Genomic DNA, 16,183 nt, shown 5'->3' with positions numbered 1-16,183 from the left:
GAGGCGCGATACAGTGCCTCTCAGAAACGATGTCCCGAAGACAACTCCCCCCGAAACCGGCACAGCCGGAGATCCGAAATCCGAACGGCCACGAACTAACAATCGTCAGCGAACGACTCATCGGGAAGCGACCGACGGACTACGACATCGATCTCTCAGACAGAGATAGCTACACGGCGCGGTTCTACCGCTGTCAGAACTGTGGGCAAGAACGGAACCGCGCCGGACACTTCCAGGAGGTGTGCCCGGGTCCAGACTCGTCGACGCCACTCAGCGACGGTGGGTACTCGATCGACGACCCACGGACGCGACGGGCACTCACTGAGCAGATGGTGGTGCAGTTCGGCGCATTGGGACCGATCTACGACGTCCGGAGCGAGAGCGGCAACACGTACCAAGTCGACGTTGAGGAGATCCGCTGTTCCTGTCCAGACTGGCGAAATCGGGGTGATACCCTCGGGCAAGAAGGCTGTAAGCACCTCAGACGAACGAACTTGGAAATCCTGGCCGGGGAGGTTCCACAGCCGAACGGACAGTTTCGCCGGTAGAGAGATCAGCCGTCGAACGCTGGACGGAGGTCACGCCAGCGGAAGTCGGCGACGCGGCCGTCGTCCAGTTCGACCCGGTAGAGGATTGAATCCCGTTCGTCCCCAGTTGACTCGCCGGCATCGTCTTGGAGCACCTCGATGATCGTCCCTTGCCGACCGTGGTACCGCTCGTGGTCGGGGTCGGTTTTATCGGGGATGTCGATTCGGACGCGGTCACCCTCCTGAGGCTTCATTACAGAGCGAGTCGGGTGAGCAAGAGCCGACACTATTAATCTATCAAGAATATTTTAATTGGACCAATGCCGGATCTCTCTCGTCGGCGGGCGCTCAAACTCTCTAGTACATCTCTGCTAGCCGCACTCGCCGGCTGTGGGGGACGAACGGGCGAAGCCAAGAACACGTCGACGTCGGAGTCAGCGACCGAAACCGGGGGACCGACCACTGAGGAATCAGCCGTCCAAACCGAGTTCTCTCTCGAGGAATCGGCACTGCTCAAAGGGGGCGAACTTGTCGTGACTGGTCGCGTCGAGAATACCGGCTCATCGTCGACGGAGGTCACCCTACCACTCGCGGTGAATGGGCGGACGATCACGACACACTCGTTCACACTCGGCGCCGGCGAACAACGAGAGATCACGCTCACCGGCTCACCGACGACGACCGGAACGCAGCCGATCACCGTTGCAGGCACACACGTGGGCGAGGTTGTGGTCCGTGCCGAGCGCCCGGACATCGTCCGCGACGTCGGCGCACACTACTACCCCTGGTACGGTGCGCCGCTACATGACTACCGCGGCGGCGAGTGGAGCCTCGAGTCACCGTCGACGCCCGTTCTCGGCAACTACGACTCCACCAACCCTGACGTCATCGAACAGCACATTGACTGGTGTCGGCAGGCAGGAATTTCGTGGCTGAACGTGTCGTGGTGGGGACGGAACAGCGGCCACGACCGCCGGTTCCGCGAGGACATCCTCGGCCACCCCCGCTCGGACGAACTCGACTGGTCGGTCCTCTACGAGACAGTCGGGCAGTTCGGCGTCGATCCGATCGACCTCAGCGACGAAACGAACCAACGGCAGTTGGTGAATGACTTCGAGTATCTGGGAGAGCACTACTTCGATCGAGACAGCTACAAACGTATCGACGGTCGCCCGGTCCTCTACATCTGGGTCGCGCGGCTCTTTCACGGCGATGTTGCTGCGGCGTATGAGGCAGCTGTCGAAGCTGCCGGGGTCAGGCCGTACCTGATCGCCAGCGTCCCTGCGGCCTCCGGGCTCGGAACACACCCGATACTGGAAGTCGCTGACGCTGTCACAACGTACAACCCGTACACGGTGAGCGGCCGAACCGCCGACGAGTTCATCGATGATCTCCAGTCAGGCTACGAGAAGTGGTACCGGAGCAGCGAGTACGTCGGCGTCGACGTGATCCCGACAGCGATGCCCGGCTTCGACGACACAGAACTCACTCACGATCAACGGGACAACGTCCCCCTCGAACCCTCGGCAGAGCGCTACGAGCGGAGCGCCGACGTCGCCCGGCACTACGCCGACGGCCCGGTGCTCGTCACGTCGTTCAACGAGTGGTACGAAGACACGGCAATCGAGCCGAGTGAAGACCACGGCGAGGCGTATCTCGATGTCACGGCTGAAGCACTCGCTGCAGCCGAGCGCTCGCCGCCGACTATCGACGGCGAGACGTTCGTGCTCTCGTTCGGCAAACTCATCGCGGAGTCGGAGATGAACCCGGATATCGAGAACGGGCGGCAGTTCTCGTTCATGCTGGATGAACTGACTATCCGCGACGACGACGGCCAAGCCCGCATCGACCTCGACGTCGGCACCGGAAGCGAGACGGTCGAATTCCTGCTCGGGTCCTACGGTCCCGAGAGCACCGAGGAAAACACCTGGCGCTGGCTTGGCGGGCAGCGTGACACCGCCATTGACGTCCCGTCACTTCCCGATGCCGGCGAAATCGAGATCAGTGGCCTTGCCCCAGCAGAGATGGATGTCGCGCTCAAAGTCGACGGAGACGTTCATGACAAAACGACGCTTGCAGAGGGGTCCGGAAGCTACAGACTCGAACTCGGGTGAGGGTCAAGCCGGTAGTGAATCGAGAGTCTTCCATACGCATCGACGGCGATTTTCCCCGATCGCTGAGATGGGCCATATCCCAAAAGGTGAAGCATCGCTATCGCAAACTCTCGGATAATGCAGGACGCGTACGTGGTCGACGCGGTGCGGACACCGCTCGGAAAACACGGCGGGTCGTTCTCCGATACTCACCCGCAGGATCTCGCTGCGGAACCGCTTCAAGCGCTCGAAAGACGCAACGGGTTCGACGGCGGGTCGGCTGTCGAGGACGTGATTTACGGCTGTGTCACCCCGATTGACGAGCAAGGGAGCAACATCGCCCGCATCGCGCCGATGGTTGCTGGCTGGGGCGACGACGTCCCGGGCGTCCAGCTCAATCGGATGTGTGGGTCTGGTCAGCAGGCCGTGAACTTCGCAGCCGGACAGATCAAGGCGGGTATGCACGACGTGCTCGTCGCCGGGGGCGTCGAACACATGACGCGTGTCCCGATGGCGAGTGATACGGCCTCCCCAGACTGTAGCTACGCTGACCCCGAGAACGTCACTGAGACGTATTTCGAGCACTTCGAGGAGTTAACCTCCCAGGGCGAGGGGGCCGAGCGAATTGCCGAGCAGTGGGGGTTCAGCCGGGCGGAAGTCGACGAGATTGCCGTCGACTCCCAAACGAGATGGGGACATGCGGCCGCAGCCGGGAAGTACGACGATCAGGTCGTTCCTGTCGAGACCGAGGTCGACGACGGACCAGTCACCGTCAAACGTGATGAACATCCGCGCCCGGAAACCGATGCGGAGACGCTGCGGGAGCTCCCGCTCGTCTTTCGTGAGGAAGGCGAGGGCGTCATCCACGCAGGGAACGCCTCCGGTGTCGTCGATGGCGCGTCGGCGCTCCTCATCGCGTCGAAGGCGGCGTGTGAAACACATGGCTGGGAGCCGATGGCCCGCATCGTCGACTCACACGTCGTCGGAGTCGACCCGAAGACGATGCTGACGGGCCCGATTCCAGCAACGACCGAGATTCTGGCCGAGAATGATCTAACTGTCGACGACATCGACCGGTTCGAAGTGAACGAAGCGTTCGCCCCAGTCGTTCTCGCGTGGCTGGCAGAGACCGGTGCCGACTGGGAGAAAACCAACGTCTGGGGCGGCGCGATCGCTCATGGACATCCACTCGGAGCGACCGGCGGTGTGTTGCTGGGGAAGCTTGCCGCGCAACTGGCGGAATGCAACGGTCAGTACGGTCTCTGCACGATGTGCATCGGCTTCGGGCAGGGTATCGCCACCCTCATCGAGCGCGTTTGACTCCCTCGACAGGGCGAGCAGCCCGTCGGCAACGGAGTACCGACTCGAACAATGAATCGCTCGTCACGATGGAGACTGATAGTTGAAACTCGTCGGTGACTTCCTCTCCATCCTACTCGCTCACCGCTGACGCGGTTCGCCGTTTGCGGGTGGGACTTCCTGTTTTCACGACGTGCTTTGTAGACACCGAGACCAAGGACCGCGACGCCGCCGGCGTCGACACAGCGGACATCGACGACACGACGGCCCGTAGCCTGATCGACGACCGCACCGAGGATGTGGCGAGCCAGCTGATCGGCTACATATCCTCCTGAGAGCCACCTGTCGTGAGCGGCCACGTACCCAACTAGACGCCCTTTGACATCCTCGCCATTCGGGGCGGGGAGAATGTCAACCGGCCTACCCGAGACGCAGTTTACTCTATCTGTTTCCTGGAGAACGGGTGACCAACATGAGTATTGTGCGTTTGTTGCAATAGTGTTTTGGCACTCCAACGCGTATCGGGACTCGTTCGATGACAGAACCCGAGCGTGGTGAGACGCCCAGCGACCAAGACTTCCCCGGCAAGTCCAATGGAATTCGATTCCGCAACCCACCTGAGACGTTGTCAGCGGAAGAATTTCACGTGCCGGTCGAATGTCGCGCTCGAGACGGTCGTGGAGGCGGCCGAACGCATCAGGCGTCAGCGAGCACTCGATGCGGCCGAGTCCACAGTCCACGCCATCCCCGCGGGTTCCGGACGAACCGCTGGACGGACGGAACTACGAGCGACCACGGTTCGAAAGCGAGGCGGAAGGACACTCCCAACGTACCGACTCGCCTGACAGTCGACGACGAGTGGCGTGATTCCGGAGGCACAAACCGTGTCTGAGGAGGGAACGATCGACGTCGGGACAGTCACACGGGTGTGGTCCGTTGGCTGGCAGTGGCCCTGGGTCGTCACTCTCGCGGTGATGCTAGGCGGCAATTTCCTGTTCGCGGCCGACCGGACTGTACTGGGAATCGGCGTGTTGGTCGCCGGTCTGGGAATCGCTGTCGCCGGGGTGCGGGCCGTGAACCGACACAGTGGGGATGCGTTCGACGACGGAACGAGGAGCGTCCGCCGTGCCGTGGCGGGTGAACTCGGCCTAGACGATACATCAACTATTCACTCGCTAGCGGTCGGTTCCGACTCCGTGGTCGGCTTTGACTGTCCGAAAAGCTACGACCTCGCCGTCGTGACCCTCGGTGAGTCGGCGCTGACAGTCCACCACGATGGTTCGATGGACCTGCTCAACAGATCTTGGACTGTGGGGGACCAGACGGAGCGGATTCCGTACAAAGACGTCAGGTCCGTCACGGAGGAGGACGGAACGCTCCGGATGGAGCTCGTCGACGGGGGGACGAAGTCGCTTCCCGCAGGCAGTCGACCGGACGACCTTTTGGCGGCCCTCGGTCGCCGACTCGACGGCACCGACTCCGCTTCATAAGCGCGAGCGGTGACACATTCACGAAGCTGGACGGCGAGTGTAGAGGTGACCCCCATACGTTGATAACGAAGGTGGTTGTTACCCAACAAGTGGACATCTCGTACGAGCATGCGAACCCACGTCGGGGCAACGAGTCGTTTCTCATCCGTATTGAGGAGGACCACACGGAGCTGACGCCCTGCGTGCTCGTCGACGCCGGCGACGGTGTCGATACGGACGAGCTGCTCGGAGAAGACGAATACCTCGCAGCCATCCTGCTTACTCACGCCCACCTTGACCACTACCAGTCCCTTGGTGAGGCACATCGTGATGGAGCCCCGATTCTGACGAGTGCCGGAACGGCGTCAATTCTCGATGACGTCCTCTCGGAAGGAGCCGATCAGTACGGACTCTCGAACACGGACGAGGTGCTTGACCGCGTCAAAGCGATCTCGGAGTGGCACGACGTTCTCGGAGACACCCTTCGCGTTCGGCCCGTTCCTGTTGGCCACGCGCCCGGCGCCTGTGGCTTCCTCATTCGCGCCGCTGACGGCGACGACCAAGTGACGATGCTCGCTACTGGCGACTTCACCGAGCGCGACGCTGCTGGCTACCGTGGCTTCGACGCCGAGGCCTACGCCGACGTGGATATCCTCTTCCTGACGGCGGCGACGACCGGAGCGTTCGAGGAGAACCTCACCCGGACTGTCGCCACGATTTCCGAACGAACCAACGCTGGTTCGCGCACACTCTGTACGGCAAGTGGGCTTACTGGGGTTCACCTCGCAATCCTTCTCGCCGGCGTCGACGACGAACTCGATGTTGACGTTCCCGTCATCTTGGCCGGGTAAGCAGCGAAGCTCTACACCGCCCTCGGCTACGAACAGGACCGTATCGAAACGGTTCCAGAGTTCGCTATGCCCGATGCCTGCTTCGAGCACGGGGCAGTGACCATCGCCGGCCCGGAAGTCCCTGTGGAGGGCAGCAGCGCCCGCCTGTTCGAGTCTATCGCCGACGACCCGAGTGCCTCACTCGTCCAAGTGCAGGGTGGGGGTACTGAGGCCGCAACCGGGAGTGAGTTCGCCGGGACTGTTTCGAGCCATCGGTTCTCGAATCACCCCTCTGAGGAAGTCCTTGACGACGTCGTTGAGACGATCTCGCCAACTCACGTCGTCGTCACGCACCAACAGGGGAAGTCCTTGGAGAGGTACAAGGACAAGTGGGACTCGTTCTCGTGGCCAACTGGATCCCGTGGGAAGGAAGTGCTCTATCGGGACGGGACCTACGTTGCTCCACCATGGGTCACTGAGTACGTTGAGCGTCGGGTACGGAACAGGGCTGGGCAGTTCGACGCCGATCGCATCGACGCTGCCCTACTGGACGCTGTCGACACAGCGCCAGCAGCACATCGGCGCGAATCAGTCGAACTCGGACGAGAAGACGTCGACGTGGAGGCGCTTCGAGAGCAGCTCCATATTCGCTCGGCGCCGAAGGCGTCGATGGAGAGTGTGGAAGCAACTGATGGTGGTTCGACGCAGGCATCGGGGGCTGCTTCCAGTAGTGACTCCACCATTGAGACTGAGTCTACAGAGGGGGACATCGTGTCCGAGGCCGAAGAGCAGACGTCGACGAGCGACGACAGCTCTGGAACGCCTGTTAGTACAAATGCGCTCACCGTCACCGTCGACCCCGCCATCGGCTTGCTTGCCCAGCAGCGTGGTCAAGCCGCTGAGACACCCTTGGCGGTGTTCGTCCGGGAGGCCGTCGACGCCTACATCGCCGACATTCTCCGAGGGGACGAACCGTGGGACGATCTCGACGCCGAAGTCGAGGCGCTCTCACTTGATGCCGGCCCGGTGCTCAGTACCCTTCTTTCGAGTGCGACCGCAGAGGGCGAGAGTGTTGAGGCGTTCGCTCTAGAGCACCTGCGCGGGGCCGTCGGCGTCGACGACGCTGACGGGGCGGTTCCGATTCGTGACGATGGCTCGATAGCTGCGTTGCTGGGTGCTGTCGTCGAGAACGAGGACACGCCGTCTGAATCGCTGGCAGATGTCGTCGAGGATGCGCTTCGGAAACAGTTCCAGTAGAGGCAGTAGCGTTCGCAACCTCTCTTCGCTACTCTAGATGGCTGGGCAGTTGCGTCACGTATGGGCTGTTCTCCCAGCTCCGACGCGTGCCAATCGCCTCGATAAGCGACCGAGCCTCCCCATCTGAGAGATAGCCGTTGCGTGCGTAGTCACAACCGGGCGGGCTCGCGACGTACTGGACGCGTGACCTCGAGGAGCACCTCGTCGCGGTGCCAGCGGAGTGACCCCAAACACTGATTACTGATTCGCTGTAAACTGTAATCAAGAACGATCCGTGTCACGCACTTCAGATCGCGCCCACGGCGACATCGTCCGGGACTTCCTCTCAGTCGCGGACCTCCTCGAGGAGCCACAGCTGGCCCAGCTGTACGCGTACCTCGCTCGGGAGGAGGAGGCGACGGTCCAGGACGTGATGGACGACCTCGACCTCGCACAGGGAACCGCCTACAGCTACGTCAACCGGCTCGTCGACACCGGCGTCGTCGACGTCACCGACGACGAGCAGCCGCGCCGGTACGCCGCCCGTGAGATCGACCTGACCGTGACGACGGCCGCCGGTGACCGAGAGTACACGATCACGCCGGCGCTCATCGACGCCGTCGGCCGTCGCGAGACGAATGCGGACATCCACACCTACATCGACCGCCACGGCGTCGCCGGCCTCGCAACGGCGCTCACCTACGCCGTCGCTCGGGAACGCGGCGAGGTGACCCACCGGTTGATGGCTGAGGATCTGGACATCTCGCCGCTGGCCGCGGAGATGATTCTGCAGGCGCTGCGGCCCGTCGTCCACGAGCACTACGACATCGAGGAGACAGGGGCAGGACTCGACGAGTTGGATATCGACGACGGCGACGCGGCTGACGACGCGTGAGCCGGCTCCACATCGCCGACACCGGCCTGTTCGTCGCGATGGGACAGCCCTCGAACAGCCGCTACAAGGCTGTTCGCCGATTCGCTCGCCGGAACGACATCACCTTCGTCCTGCCCGAACGGGTGTACGAGGAGCTGACCGTCGACGATCCCGACGTCGAGGCGCCACCCGTCGACACCGCGATCGACGAGGGATGGGCGACGGTTGCGGCGCCACTCGAGTTCTCCGAGCCGGTCGTCTCGCGGGTGATGGATGGCGTCCAGCGGTACATCGCGAACGCCGACGACCGACCCGCCGACGAGGTCGAGCGTGCCGACGCCGCCCTCGCCGCCCTCGCTGCCCAGCATCTCAGCGCGGGGACGGCGACCGAGGTGTACATCTACACGACCGATATCGCGGCCGGCGAGGTAGCCGGCGACGAGGGCGACCGCAGGCAACACGACGGCGGTGATACCCGTCACACCGACGAGAAGCTCCGTCGCACTCGTGATTGCCGTCGTGGCTTGCGACACGACGAGCAGAACCGTGAACGCCGCGTAGGCGCCGACGACACCCCAGAGGAGGCGCGAACGGCGGACGTTCGTGAAGTCGTTCTTCGCGATTCGGAGCACGCTCCCCATCACGCGTCCACCTCCGCACCACTTCCGGCGACTTCGTTTCCGTTCGTGACCGTGGTGAACAGTTCTTCGAGGGACGCGTCCTCGACCTGCACGTCCCGGACGGTCGTCACGTCGGCGGCGTGCTGTATCACTGCCGCCTTGGCGGCCGGATCGGTACAGGTCACCCGGAGCTGTGAGTCGTCGACGACCACCGAGGAGACGCCATCGATACCGTCGACGTCGAGACGAGGGTCCTCGACCGAGAGGGTCACGGTGGATTCGGTATGGAGGGTCGCACGGAGTCCATCGACGGTATCGACTGCGACGAACCGGCCGTCCCGCAGGATTCCGACGCGGTCACAGACCGCTTCGACCTCGGGGAGCACGTGGCTGGAGAAGAACACTGTCGTGCCGCGCTCAGTTTCCTCTCGGACCACTTCGCGTAGTTCGGCCATCCCACCGGGGTCGAGCCCCGACGAGGGTTCGTCCAGAATCAGCAGTTCCGGGTCGCCGACGAGTTCCGTCGCCAACGCCAGTCGTTGCCGCATCCCCGTCGAGTACTCGCCAGCCGGCCGGTCGCGTGCCTCCCGTGCCAAGCCAGTCCGGTCGAGGAGCACGTCGGGATCGTCGTCCGCGTCCTTCGCCGCGATGGCGTAGTCGAGATGCTCTCTCGCTGTCAACCGGTCGAACGGACTGTACCCCTCCGGAAGCAGCCCGACACGCTGGCGGACGTGGCGCGACTCCGTCACGACGTCGTGGCCCAGAACGGTGCCGATCCCCCCGCTCGGCGTCAGAAACCCCAGTAGGAGGTTGATTGCTGTGGATTTTCCCGCACCGTTCGGACCGAGAAACCCGAACGCCTCCCCCTCGCGAACCGTGAGGTCGAGGCCGTCGAGCGCTTTCAGGCGCCGATGCCGTCGAGCCCGGGGAGTTCTACACGGCAAAAGAACTCTACGAAGGGCTCGAAGCGTACAGACCCGATTCCGACTGGGAGGCATCAGTCATCGACGGCATCTCGAGTCCGAGCAGCCTCGCAAAAATGCTCACCGACCACAGCACCCACCCGGCAGTCACAATCAACCGGGATGGTCGGGTCAACGAGTACCGAATCGGGCGAGGAGGATCAGGGGCCGAACAGATCGACGTCGAGGGGATCGCGGACCTCTTCGAGCTGCCCTGTATGGCCGCCATGGAGGAGCGACTGCACCAAAAGAAGCCCGTCCGAAAGGACCTCTACAACTTCGCCCGGATGGTGATGTGGCTCCCCCAGTACCACGAGAGCGACATCGACGAGATCGTCGACGACCTGATGGCGGTTTTCTCCCGCTGGCCGTGGTACGACGAACAGGAAACGGCCTACCAAGTCCGCTATGAGTTCTCGAACACGATTGAGGGGGAGACGCCGTTGCCGATGAACTGCGACAACGACGATATGCAGCGGTACTGCATCGGGAAAGAGCAGTGTCCCTACTCGATCTGGGGGAGCGTTCCGTTCCCGGAGGAGATGTACGAACAGGTCGGTGGGGATGATGGTCGTTCAAGCCCGTTCTGAGGGTTGTGTAGATATTTCCGTCCAATGGGGCCCCAGCATTAGGTCGCTCTTGAGGCTGGCTAAGCTGACCGAAACCAGCGGCGAAACCGTCTCTTGCATCCAGAACTCTCCACCGGGCGAAACACACAAGTCATTATCGCAATAATGATTATCTAGATAATGACCTTCTTCGACAGGGAGGCAGAGCTCGATGCGCTGGAGGCTGCCTACGCATCACAGGAGGCCGAATACTTCGTGGTGTATGGACGGCGACGAATCGGGAAGACAGCGCTGCTGAAGGAGTTTTGTACCGATCGGCCACACATCTACTACCTCGCAGCACAGGAGTCCGAGCAGCGACAACGCGAAAAATTCGTCGAGCAGATCGCCGCTCACGTCGACGAGCGACCACCGAGGATCACAGACTGGGAGGACGCACTCGCGTATCTCTCCGAGGTGCTTGCAGACGAGCGACTCATCGTTGTCATCGACGAATTCCCGTACCTAATGGAGGAGAACGATTCGCTCCCCTCGTACCTCCAGGCATTCATCGACGAACAACTCTCAGAAACCGACTCAATGCTCGTCCTGTGTGGCTCCAGTGTGAGCACAATGGAGTCTGAGGTACTGGGTCACGAGAGTCCCCTCTACGGTCGGCGGACAGGCCAGATCGATCTGCAGCCCTTCTCGTTCCAAGATGCCCGGGACGTGATCACCTATGGATTTGAGGACGCTGTGAGATCGTTCAGCGTGACCGGGGGGACAGCGATGTATCTAACACAGTTCGACTACAGCCAATCGGTCGCTGAGAACATCCAGCAACAGATTTTGTCGTCGACAGCGATGCTCTACAACGAGCCGGAATTCCTGCTTCGAACCGAGCTCCGGAGCCCTGCACGGTATCTGAGCATCCTTGAAGCGATCGCAACCGGCCACACAACGCCCAACGAGATTGCCGGTGCGACTGGAGTCGGATCAGGCCCGCTCTCAAAGTATCTCCAGACGCTCCGCCGGCTCCGATTGATCTCTCGAGAAACACCAGTCACAGCGTCAGCAAAGCAGTCCAAACGTTCCCGGTACATCGTCGCCGACGAGTTCCTCCGGTTCTGGTTTCGGTTCGTCGAGCCGAATCGTTCGAGTATCGAAGAAGCGCCGGAGATTGTGTATGAGGGAACCATCGAGCCGAGGCTGCCAGATTACGTCTCCTCGACGTTTGAGGACATCTGTGAGGAGGCCATCTGGGAAGCCATTCGACAGGGGGAAGTCGATCCGTATTCCGACCTTGGTCGGTGGTGGTACGGTGGACAGGAGATCGATATCGTCGGCCTTGCACCAAGTGACGACAGAATTCTGTTCGGGGAGTGCAAGTGGACGACTGAACCGGTGGGCTACGGGCTCGTCAATTCACTAACTGAGAAAGCTACCGACGTCCGGTGGGGACCCTCAGATCGGACAGAGCGATTCGCACTATTTTCCCGAAGTGGATTTGTCGATGGCCTTGCCGAGGACGTCGACGAGAACTGGTTGCTGTTCGGTCCGGACGAACTCGACCAGCTCATGTGAAGAAAATCGGGAAGCCCGGTCAGTCCTCCCCTTCCGGTGCCGCTTCTGCAGGAGCGTCTTCATCGAGCAACTCGCTTTCCTCGCCCTCGTACAGTTCCCGCAGGTCCTTCTTCGAGAACTTCCCAGTGGCGGTCTTCGGGATCTCGTCGATGAACTCGAAGCCGTCCGGGACCCACCATTTCGGGTACTCCTCGAGGAGCATCTCTCGGAGTTCCTCGCTCAACTGCTCGCGGTCGGTCCCCTCGGGCGCGACGACCATCGCCACGGGTCGTTCCTGCCAGCGCTCGTGTGGCACACCAATCACTGCCGCCTCGCTCACGTCGTCGTGGGCCATGATCGCGTTCTCGAGTTCCTGTGAGGAGATCCACTCCCCACCGGACTTGATCACGTCGTCGGCGCGGTCGACGATCTCGATGTAGCCGTCCGTGTCGACGGTGACGATGTCACCGGTCCGGAGCCACGACCCGTCAAAGTCTTCCTCGTTGGCCGCCGGCCGGTTGAAGTACTCCATCGTCACCCACGGCCCGCGGACGAGCAGCTCGCCGAAGTCCTCGCCGTTCCAGTCGATCTCGTCGCCGCCGTCGCCGACCACCTTGAACTCGAGGCCGGGGACGATCAGCCCCTGTTTCGACTTCACGTCGAACTGCTGCTCCTTCGGGGCGTCCTTGAGGTCGTGTTTTAGGTTCGCGACCGTCCCGACCGGGGACATCTCGGTCATCCCCCAGGCGTGGACGACCTCGACACCGAGTTCGTCGTACTGCTCGATGAGCGCCTTCGGCGCCGCTGCCCCACCGATGACGACTCGGTCGAGTGAGGAGAGGTCGACGTCGTTCTCCCCGACGTACTCGAGGAGGCCGAGCCAGACCGTCGGGACGCCCGCAGCGAGCGTCACACCCTCCTCTTCGATGAGTCGGGCGATGTCCGACGGGTCCGGCGACGGTCCGGGGAAGACCTGCTTGGCCCCGGCAGCAGCCGCCGTGAACGGCATCCCCCAGGCATTGACGTGGAACATCGGCACGACCGGCATCACCACGTCGGAGTTGTCGATGCCCAGCGCCTGTGGGACCATCGTCGCCATCGTGTGGGCGTGGAGCATCTTGTGGGTGTACTCGACACCCTTCGGCATGCCCGTCGTCCCCGAGGTGTAACACATCCCCGCGGGCTGTTCCTCGTCGAGCTCCGGGAACTCGTAGCTCGTCGATTGGTCGCCGATGAACGACTCGTAGTCGGTGATCGGTTCCAGTGGCAGGTCGGGCACCTCCGAGCCCATGATCACGAACTGCTCGACGCTCTCGAAGGCCTCGGGGTCGTACGCCGAGGCGAGCTTCTCGGCCAGCGACGGATCGACGAAGATCAGCTTGTCGTCGGCGTCGTCGACGATATGCTGGATATGTCCATCCGGCAACAACGGATTGATCGTGTGGAGTTGCGCCCCGAGGTTCGGGACAGAGAAGTACGTCTCGAAGTGCCGGTCGGTGTTCCAACACATCGTCCCGACACGGTCCCCCGTTTCGACGCCGGCTGCTTCGAGGGCGTTCGCCAACTGCCCGACACGGTCACCGTAGTCGGCGTAGGTGTACCGCTTCATCCCCTCGTGGGTCCGGGCGACGACTTCCCGCTCCGGGGTGATGTTTTGTGCGCGCCAGAGGAACGGCTTCAGGGTCTGTTGATAACCAGTCACACATAGAGTCGTGGTAACAACTGTAATAGTTTTTTGTTCGGTTTGTTTATACGTTAGATAGAGTAGCGGTAGCCGTGGCTCGCTCGATGCCTCCGAAAAACAGGGGCTGGCCTTTCACTTCGTCACAGTCGTCGAACGGGGCGGCGGGTCCGAACGCCGACGGCCGGGTTCGGAGCGCGTTGGAGAATCCGTGGGACCGGGCGCAGCGTTAGTCGTCTGCGATAGCGCTCTCCTCGGTGGCCGCACAACGGTTCGGACCCAGTTCGAGTTCGGTCTCTTCGTCCGTGTCTTCCGGTTCGTACTCGCCGGCGTTTGTCGCGATGACCCGCTCGTAGTTCGGCGGCTTCGACGGGAGGTTCTCGAACATGTGGTCGACGAACTCCTCTTCGGGCAGTCGGAGGATCTCGTTGTTCTCCCAGAGGTAGCCAACCGTCGAGAACATCGGCTGGCCCGGGGTCACGTCGACGTACTCGCCGTCGTCAGTGACGGAGAAGTGCCCCGGGAGGATCTTCACGTCGTTAGGCGCGGTCATGATCGCCTGGTGGAGCGTGTCGTACTGGATACGGGCGCCGTCGCGGGCGTCCGCGTCAGCGAACTGGAGTTCGGTCCGGCCGATGGACTCGACGAACAGTGTATCGCCCGTGAGCAGCGCCTCGTTGTCGACGAGGTACGAGGTCATCCCGGTCGTGTGGCCGGGCGTGTGGACCGCCTTGATCTCCACGTCGCCGAGTTCGACGGTATCGTTCGGCTCGATCGGGTCGAACTCGAACTGTGGGTCCCGGCTCTCAGCGGGCGCGCCGAGGTGGTACGGCACACCGAGACGGTCGGCCAATCGGCGACCACGCGAGATGTGGTCGGCGTGGATGTGCGTATCGAGGACCCTCGTGACCGCTAGTCCCCGCGATGTGGCGGCATCGAGGAACTCGTCGGTCGCCCGGGTCACGTCGATGAGCGCGGCTTCGCCAGCCCGCTTCGAGCCGACGAGGTAGCCGAGACAGCCCTTCGACCGACGCTGGAGCTGGACGACGACGAGGTCGTCGTTTTCGGTGGCGATGGGAACCTCGTCGTACACCATGCTCCAAGCCTCCATGCCGCCGTCGACGGTCTTGACGTCGTCCGCGTAGCCTTCAGCCTCCAGGTACGTGGCGAACTTGCCGGCGGAGCTCCCCGTGGCGCAGATCGTCACGACGGTGTCATCGTCGCCGATCACGTCTGGGTCGAACTCGCCGATCAGTTCGTCGTCGTTGCTGGAGTACTCGACGTTCCGGGCGTCGGCGATGTGCCAGTCCTCGAAACTGTCCGGCGATCGTGTGTCGAAGAGGACGAACTCCTCGTCGGCATCGATCAGGTCGCGCAGTCGTTCTGCAGTGATTGTCTCGACCATCTTCATGGTATTGCACGGTGAGTACACGTATAACCGTTCGAGCGGCGAGAATAATTTGTCGCAGACACGTCGGTGCGCGTCCGTTATCGAAAATATCTCCGGTATTTTGGACGGTCTAGAGTTCCTTTAGCTGAGTTAATAACTTCTTACGCGTGCACGATAGGCTGGTACCGCGGCAACAATGTGTTTATTACTCCCGTGGACCGATATTGGGAGAGAAATGCAATTCTTCGACGCCGAAGACACGCTGGAGGACCTGCCGCCCAGCGCCAAGTTCATCTTCAAGGAGCTAACCCGCGAGGGGTCGATGACGCTCAAGGGGATCACCGAGGCGACGCTGTTGGGCTCGCGGACGGCCCGATACGGGCTGGAGAAGCTACAGTCGGCGGGATTGGTCGAGAGCGCACCTGCGATCCACGACGGCCGACAGACCTGTTACAGTGTGCGGGCCCGACCGATGGGTGGCGATCGGACGGGCCATCCCGAACGGCTCCTCGTGAGCCCGGACGCCGCCCGGGAGATGCTCTCAGCGTTCGAGACCGACGATCCCGAGTTCCGGCTTATCGAGGTCTCGACGACGTACGACGAGGGACACGTCCCGGGCGCGGTGGAGCTTGACCCACAGCGGGACTTCAGCGACGCCGGCGGCCGAACCGTTCCTGGCAGGGAGCGCCTCGCCTCGATTCTCGGCGAACGGGGAGTCACAGCCGACAGCACGGTTGTTCTATACAGCGACGGCATGAACGAGTTCGCAGCCTTCGTCTACTGGGTGCTGAAACACTACCGGCACCGAGATGTCCGCTTGCTCGACGGCGGCAAGCAGTACTGGACGGAGAACGACTATCGGACGACTCAGCGCGAGCCGGACGTTACCCCCGTTCAGTACGACGCCCAGCCCCCGAACGATCAGATTCGGGCGTACCGTGACGACGTATACGACGCGCTCTCGACGGACGTTACGCTCGTCGACGTCCGGTCGCCCGAAGAGTACCGCGGGGAAACGACCGTTCCCGCCCGGGCGTCCGGCCACATTCCGCGGACGGTAAACGTCGAGTGGACGAGCGTCGCCCGGGAGA

General features: G+C 62.4%; 14 protein-coding genes and 3 pseudogenes. 13 read left to right on the top strand and 4 right to left on the bottom strand.

Annotated features, from left to right (window positions below):
* The first annotated feature begins 29 nt into the window (after positions 1-29).
* A complete protein-coding gene (locus NO998_RS14400) occupies positions 30-548 on the top strand; it encodes a hypothetical protein (RefSeq protein ID WP_267647984.1) in 519 nt (172 codons plus the stop codon).
* 5 nt (positions 549-553) lie between these two features.
* Here the strand turns inward: NO998_RS14400 and NO998_RS14395 are convergent, their stop codons facing one another.
* Entirely contained in the window at positions 554-781 is a 228-nt protein-coding gene (locus NO998_RS14395; RefSeq protein WP_267647983.1) for a DUF8139 family protein, read from the bottom strand.
* Between the two features lie 279 nt (positions 782-1,060).
* Here NO998_RS14395 and NO998_RS14390 point away from each other — a divergent pair, with 279 nt between their 5' ends.
* The 9 genes and pseudogenes from NO998_RS14390 to NO998_RS14355 form a co-directional block, all read left to right on the top strand.
* Positions 1,061-2,641 carry a glycoside hydrolase family 99-like domain-containing protein gene (locus NO998_RS14390; protein ID WP_267647982.1) on the top strand — a complete coding sequence of 527 codons (1,581 nt, stop codon included), beginning with the start codon at positions 1,061-1,063 and terminating at the stop codon, positions 2,639-2,641.
* A 117-nt stretch (positions 2,642-2,758) separates the two neighbouring features.
* Entirely contained in the window at positions 2,759-3,940 is a 1,182-nt protein-coding gene (locus NO998_RS14385) for a thiolase family protein (protein WP_267647981.1), read from the top strand.
* 149 nt (positions 3,941-4,089) lie between these two features.
* On the top strand, positions 4,090-4,254 hold the full coding sequence (locus NO998_RS14380) for a hypothetical protein (protein WP_267647980.1): 165 nt from the start codon (positions 4,090-4,092) through the stop codon (positions 4,252-4,254).
* 528 nt (positions 4,255-4,782) lie between these two features.
* Positions 4,783-5,409: a hypothetical protein gene (locus NO998_RS14375; RefSeq protein ID WP_267647979.1), complete on the top strand. Its 627-nt coding sequence runs from the start codon at positions 4,783-4,785 to the stop codon at positions 5,407-5,409.
* Positions 5,410-5,498: 89 nt separating this feature from the next.
* Entirely contained in the window at positions 5,499-6,239 is a 741-nt protein-coding gene (locus tag NO998_RS14370; protein ID WP_267647978.1) for an MBL fold metallo-hydrolase, read from the top strand.
* Between the two features lie 66 nt (positions 6,240-6,305).
* Positions 6,306-7,475, top strand: a complete 1,170-nt coding sequence (locus NO998_RS14365) for a hypothetical protein (RefSeq protein WP_267647977.1) — start codon at positions 6,306-6,308, stop codon at positions 7,473-7,475.
* A gap of 155 nt (positions 7,476-7,630) precedes the next feature.
* Positions 7,631-7,699 (top strand): annotated as a pseudogene (locus NO998_RS15860) (DUF7558 family protein); the annotation flags it as partial.
* A 50-nt stretch (positions 7,700-7,749) separates the two neighbouring features.
* Complete coding sequence (locus NO998_RS14360) at positions 7,750-8,349, top strand: DUF7437 domain-containing protein (RefSeq protein ID WP_267647976.1); 600 nt, start codon at positions 7,750-7,752, stop codon at positions 8,347-8,349.
* Positions 8,346-8,762: pseudogene (locus tag NO998_RS14355) on the top strand (PIN domain-containing protein); the annotation flags it as partial. The gene NO998_RS14360 and the pseudogene NO998_RS14355, both read left to right, overlap by 4 nt.
* A gap of 206 nt (positions 8,763-8,968) precedes the next feature.
* On the opposite strand, the gene NO998_RS14350 reads toward NO998_RS14355, so the two are convergent.
* Positions 8,969-9,946 carry an ABC transporter ATP-binding protein gene (locus NO998_RS14350; protein WP_267647975.1) on the bottom strand — a complete coding sequence of 326 codons (978 nt, stop codon included), beginning with the start codon at positions 9,944-9,946 and terminating at the stop codon, positions 8,969-8,971.
* On the opposite strand from NO998_RS14350, the pseudogene NO998_RS14345 reads away from it, so the two are divergent.
* Both NO998_RS14345 and NO998_RS14340 read left to right on the top strand, forming a co-directional pair.
* A pseudogene (locus NO998_RS14345) lies at positions 9,838-10,500 on the top strand (primase-associated protein); the annotation flags it as partial. The gene NO998_RS14350 and the pseudogene NO998_RS14345 sit on opposite strands and share 109 nt — an antisense overlap.
* A gap of 159 nt (positions 10,501-10,659) precedes the next feature.
* Positions 10,660-12,042 (top strand): ATP-binding protein, encoded by a 1,383-nt coding sequence (locus tag NO998_RS14340; protein WP_267647974.1) that lies wholly within the window; start codon positions 10,660-10,662, stop codon positions 12,040-12,042.
* A 19-nt stretch (positions 12,043-12,061) separates the two neighbouring features.
* On the opposite strand, the gene NO998_RS14335 is transcribed toward NO998_RS14340, so the two are convergent.
* Both NO998_RS14335 and NO998_RS14330 read right to left on the bottom strand, forming a co-directional pair.
* A complete protein-coding gene (locus tag NO998_RS14335; RefSeq protein ID WP_267647973.1) occupies positions 12,062-13,723 on the bottom strand; it encodes a long-chain fatty acid--CoA ligase in 1,662 nt (553 codons plus the stop codon).
* A 208-nt stretch (positions 13,724-13,931) separates the two neighbouring features.
* Positions 13,932-15,107 (bottom strand): MBL fold metallo-hydrolase, encoded by a 1,176-nt coding sequence (locus NO998_RS14330; RefSeq protein WP_267647972.1) that lies wholly within the window; start codon positions 15,105-15,107, stop codon positions 13,932-13,934.
* Positions 15,108-15,327: 220 nt separating this feature from the next.
* Between NO998_RS14330 and NO998_RS14325 the strand changes: the two genes are divergently transcribed.
* A partial coding sequence (locus NO998_RS14325) for a rhodanese-like domain-containing protein (protein ID WP_267647971.1) occupies positions 15,328-16,183 on the top strand: 856 nt, incomplete at its 3' end.

Source organism: Halolamina litorea (assembly GCF_026616205.1).
GTDB lineage: Archaea > Halobacteriota > Halobacteria > Halobacteriales > Haloferacaceae > Halolamina > Halolamina litorea.
Note: the sequence above shows the minus strand (reverse complement) of the source record. Positions and strands in the feature narration are given on the sequence as shown.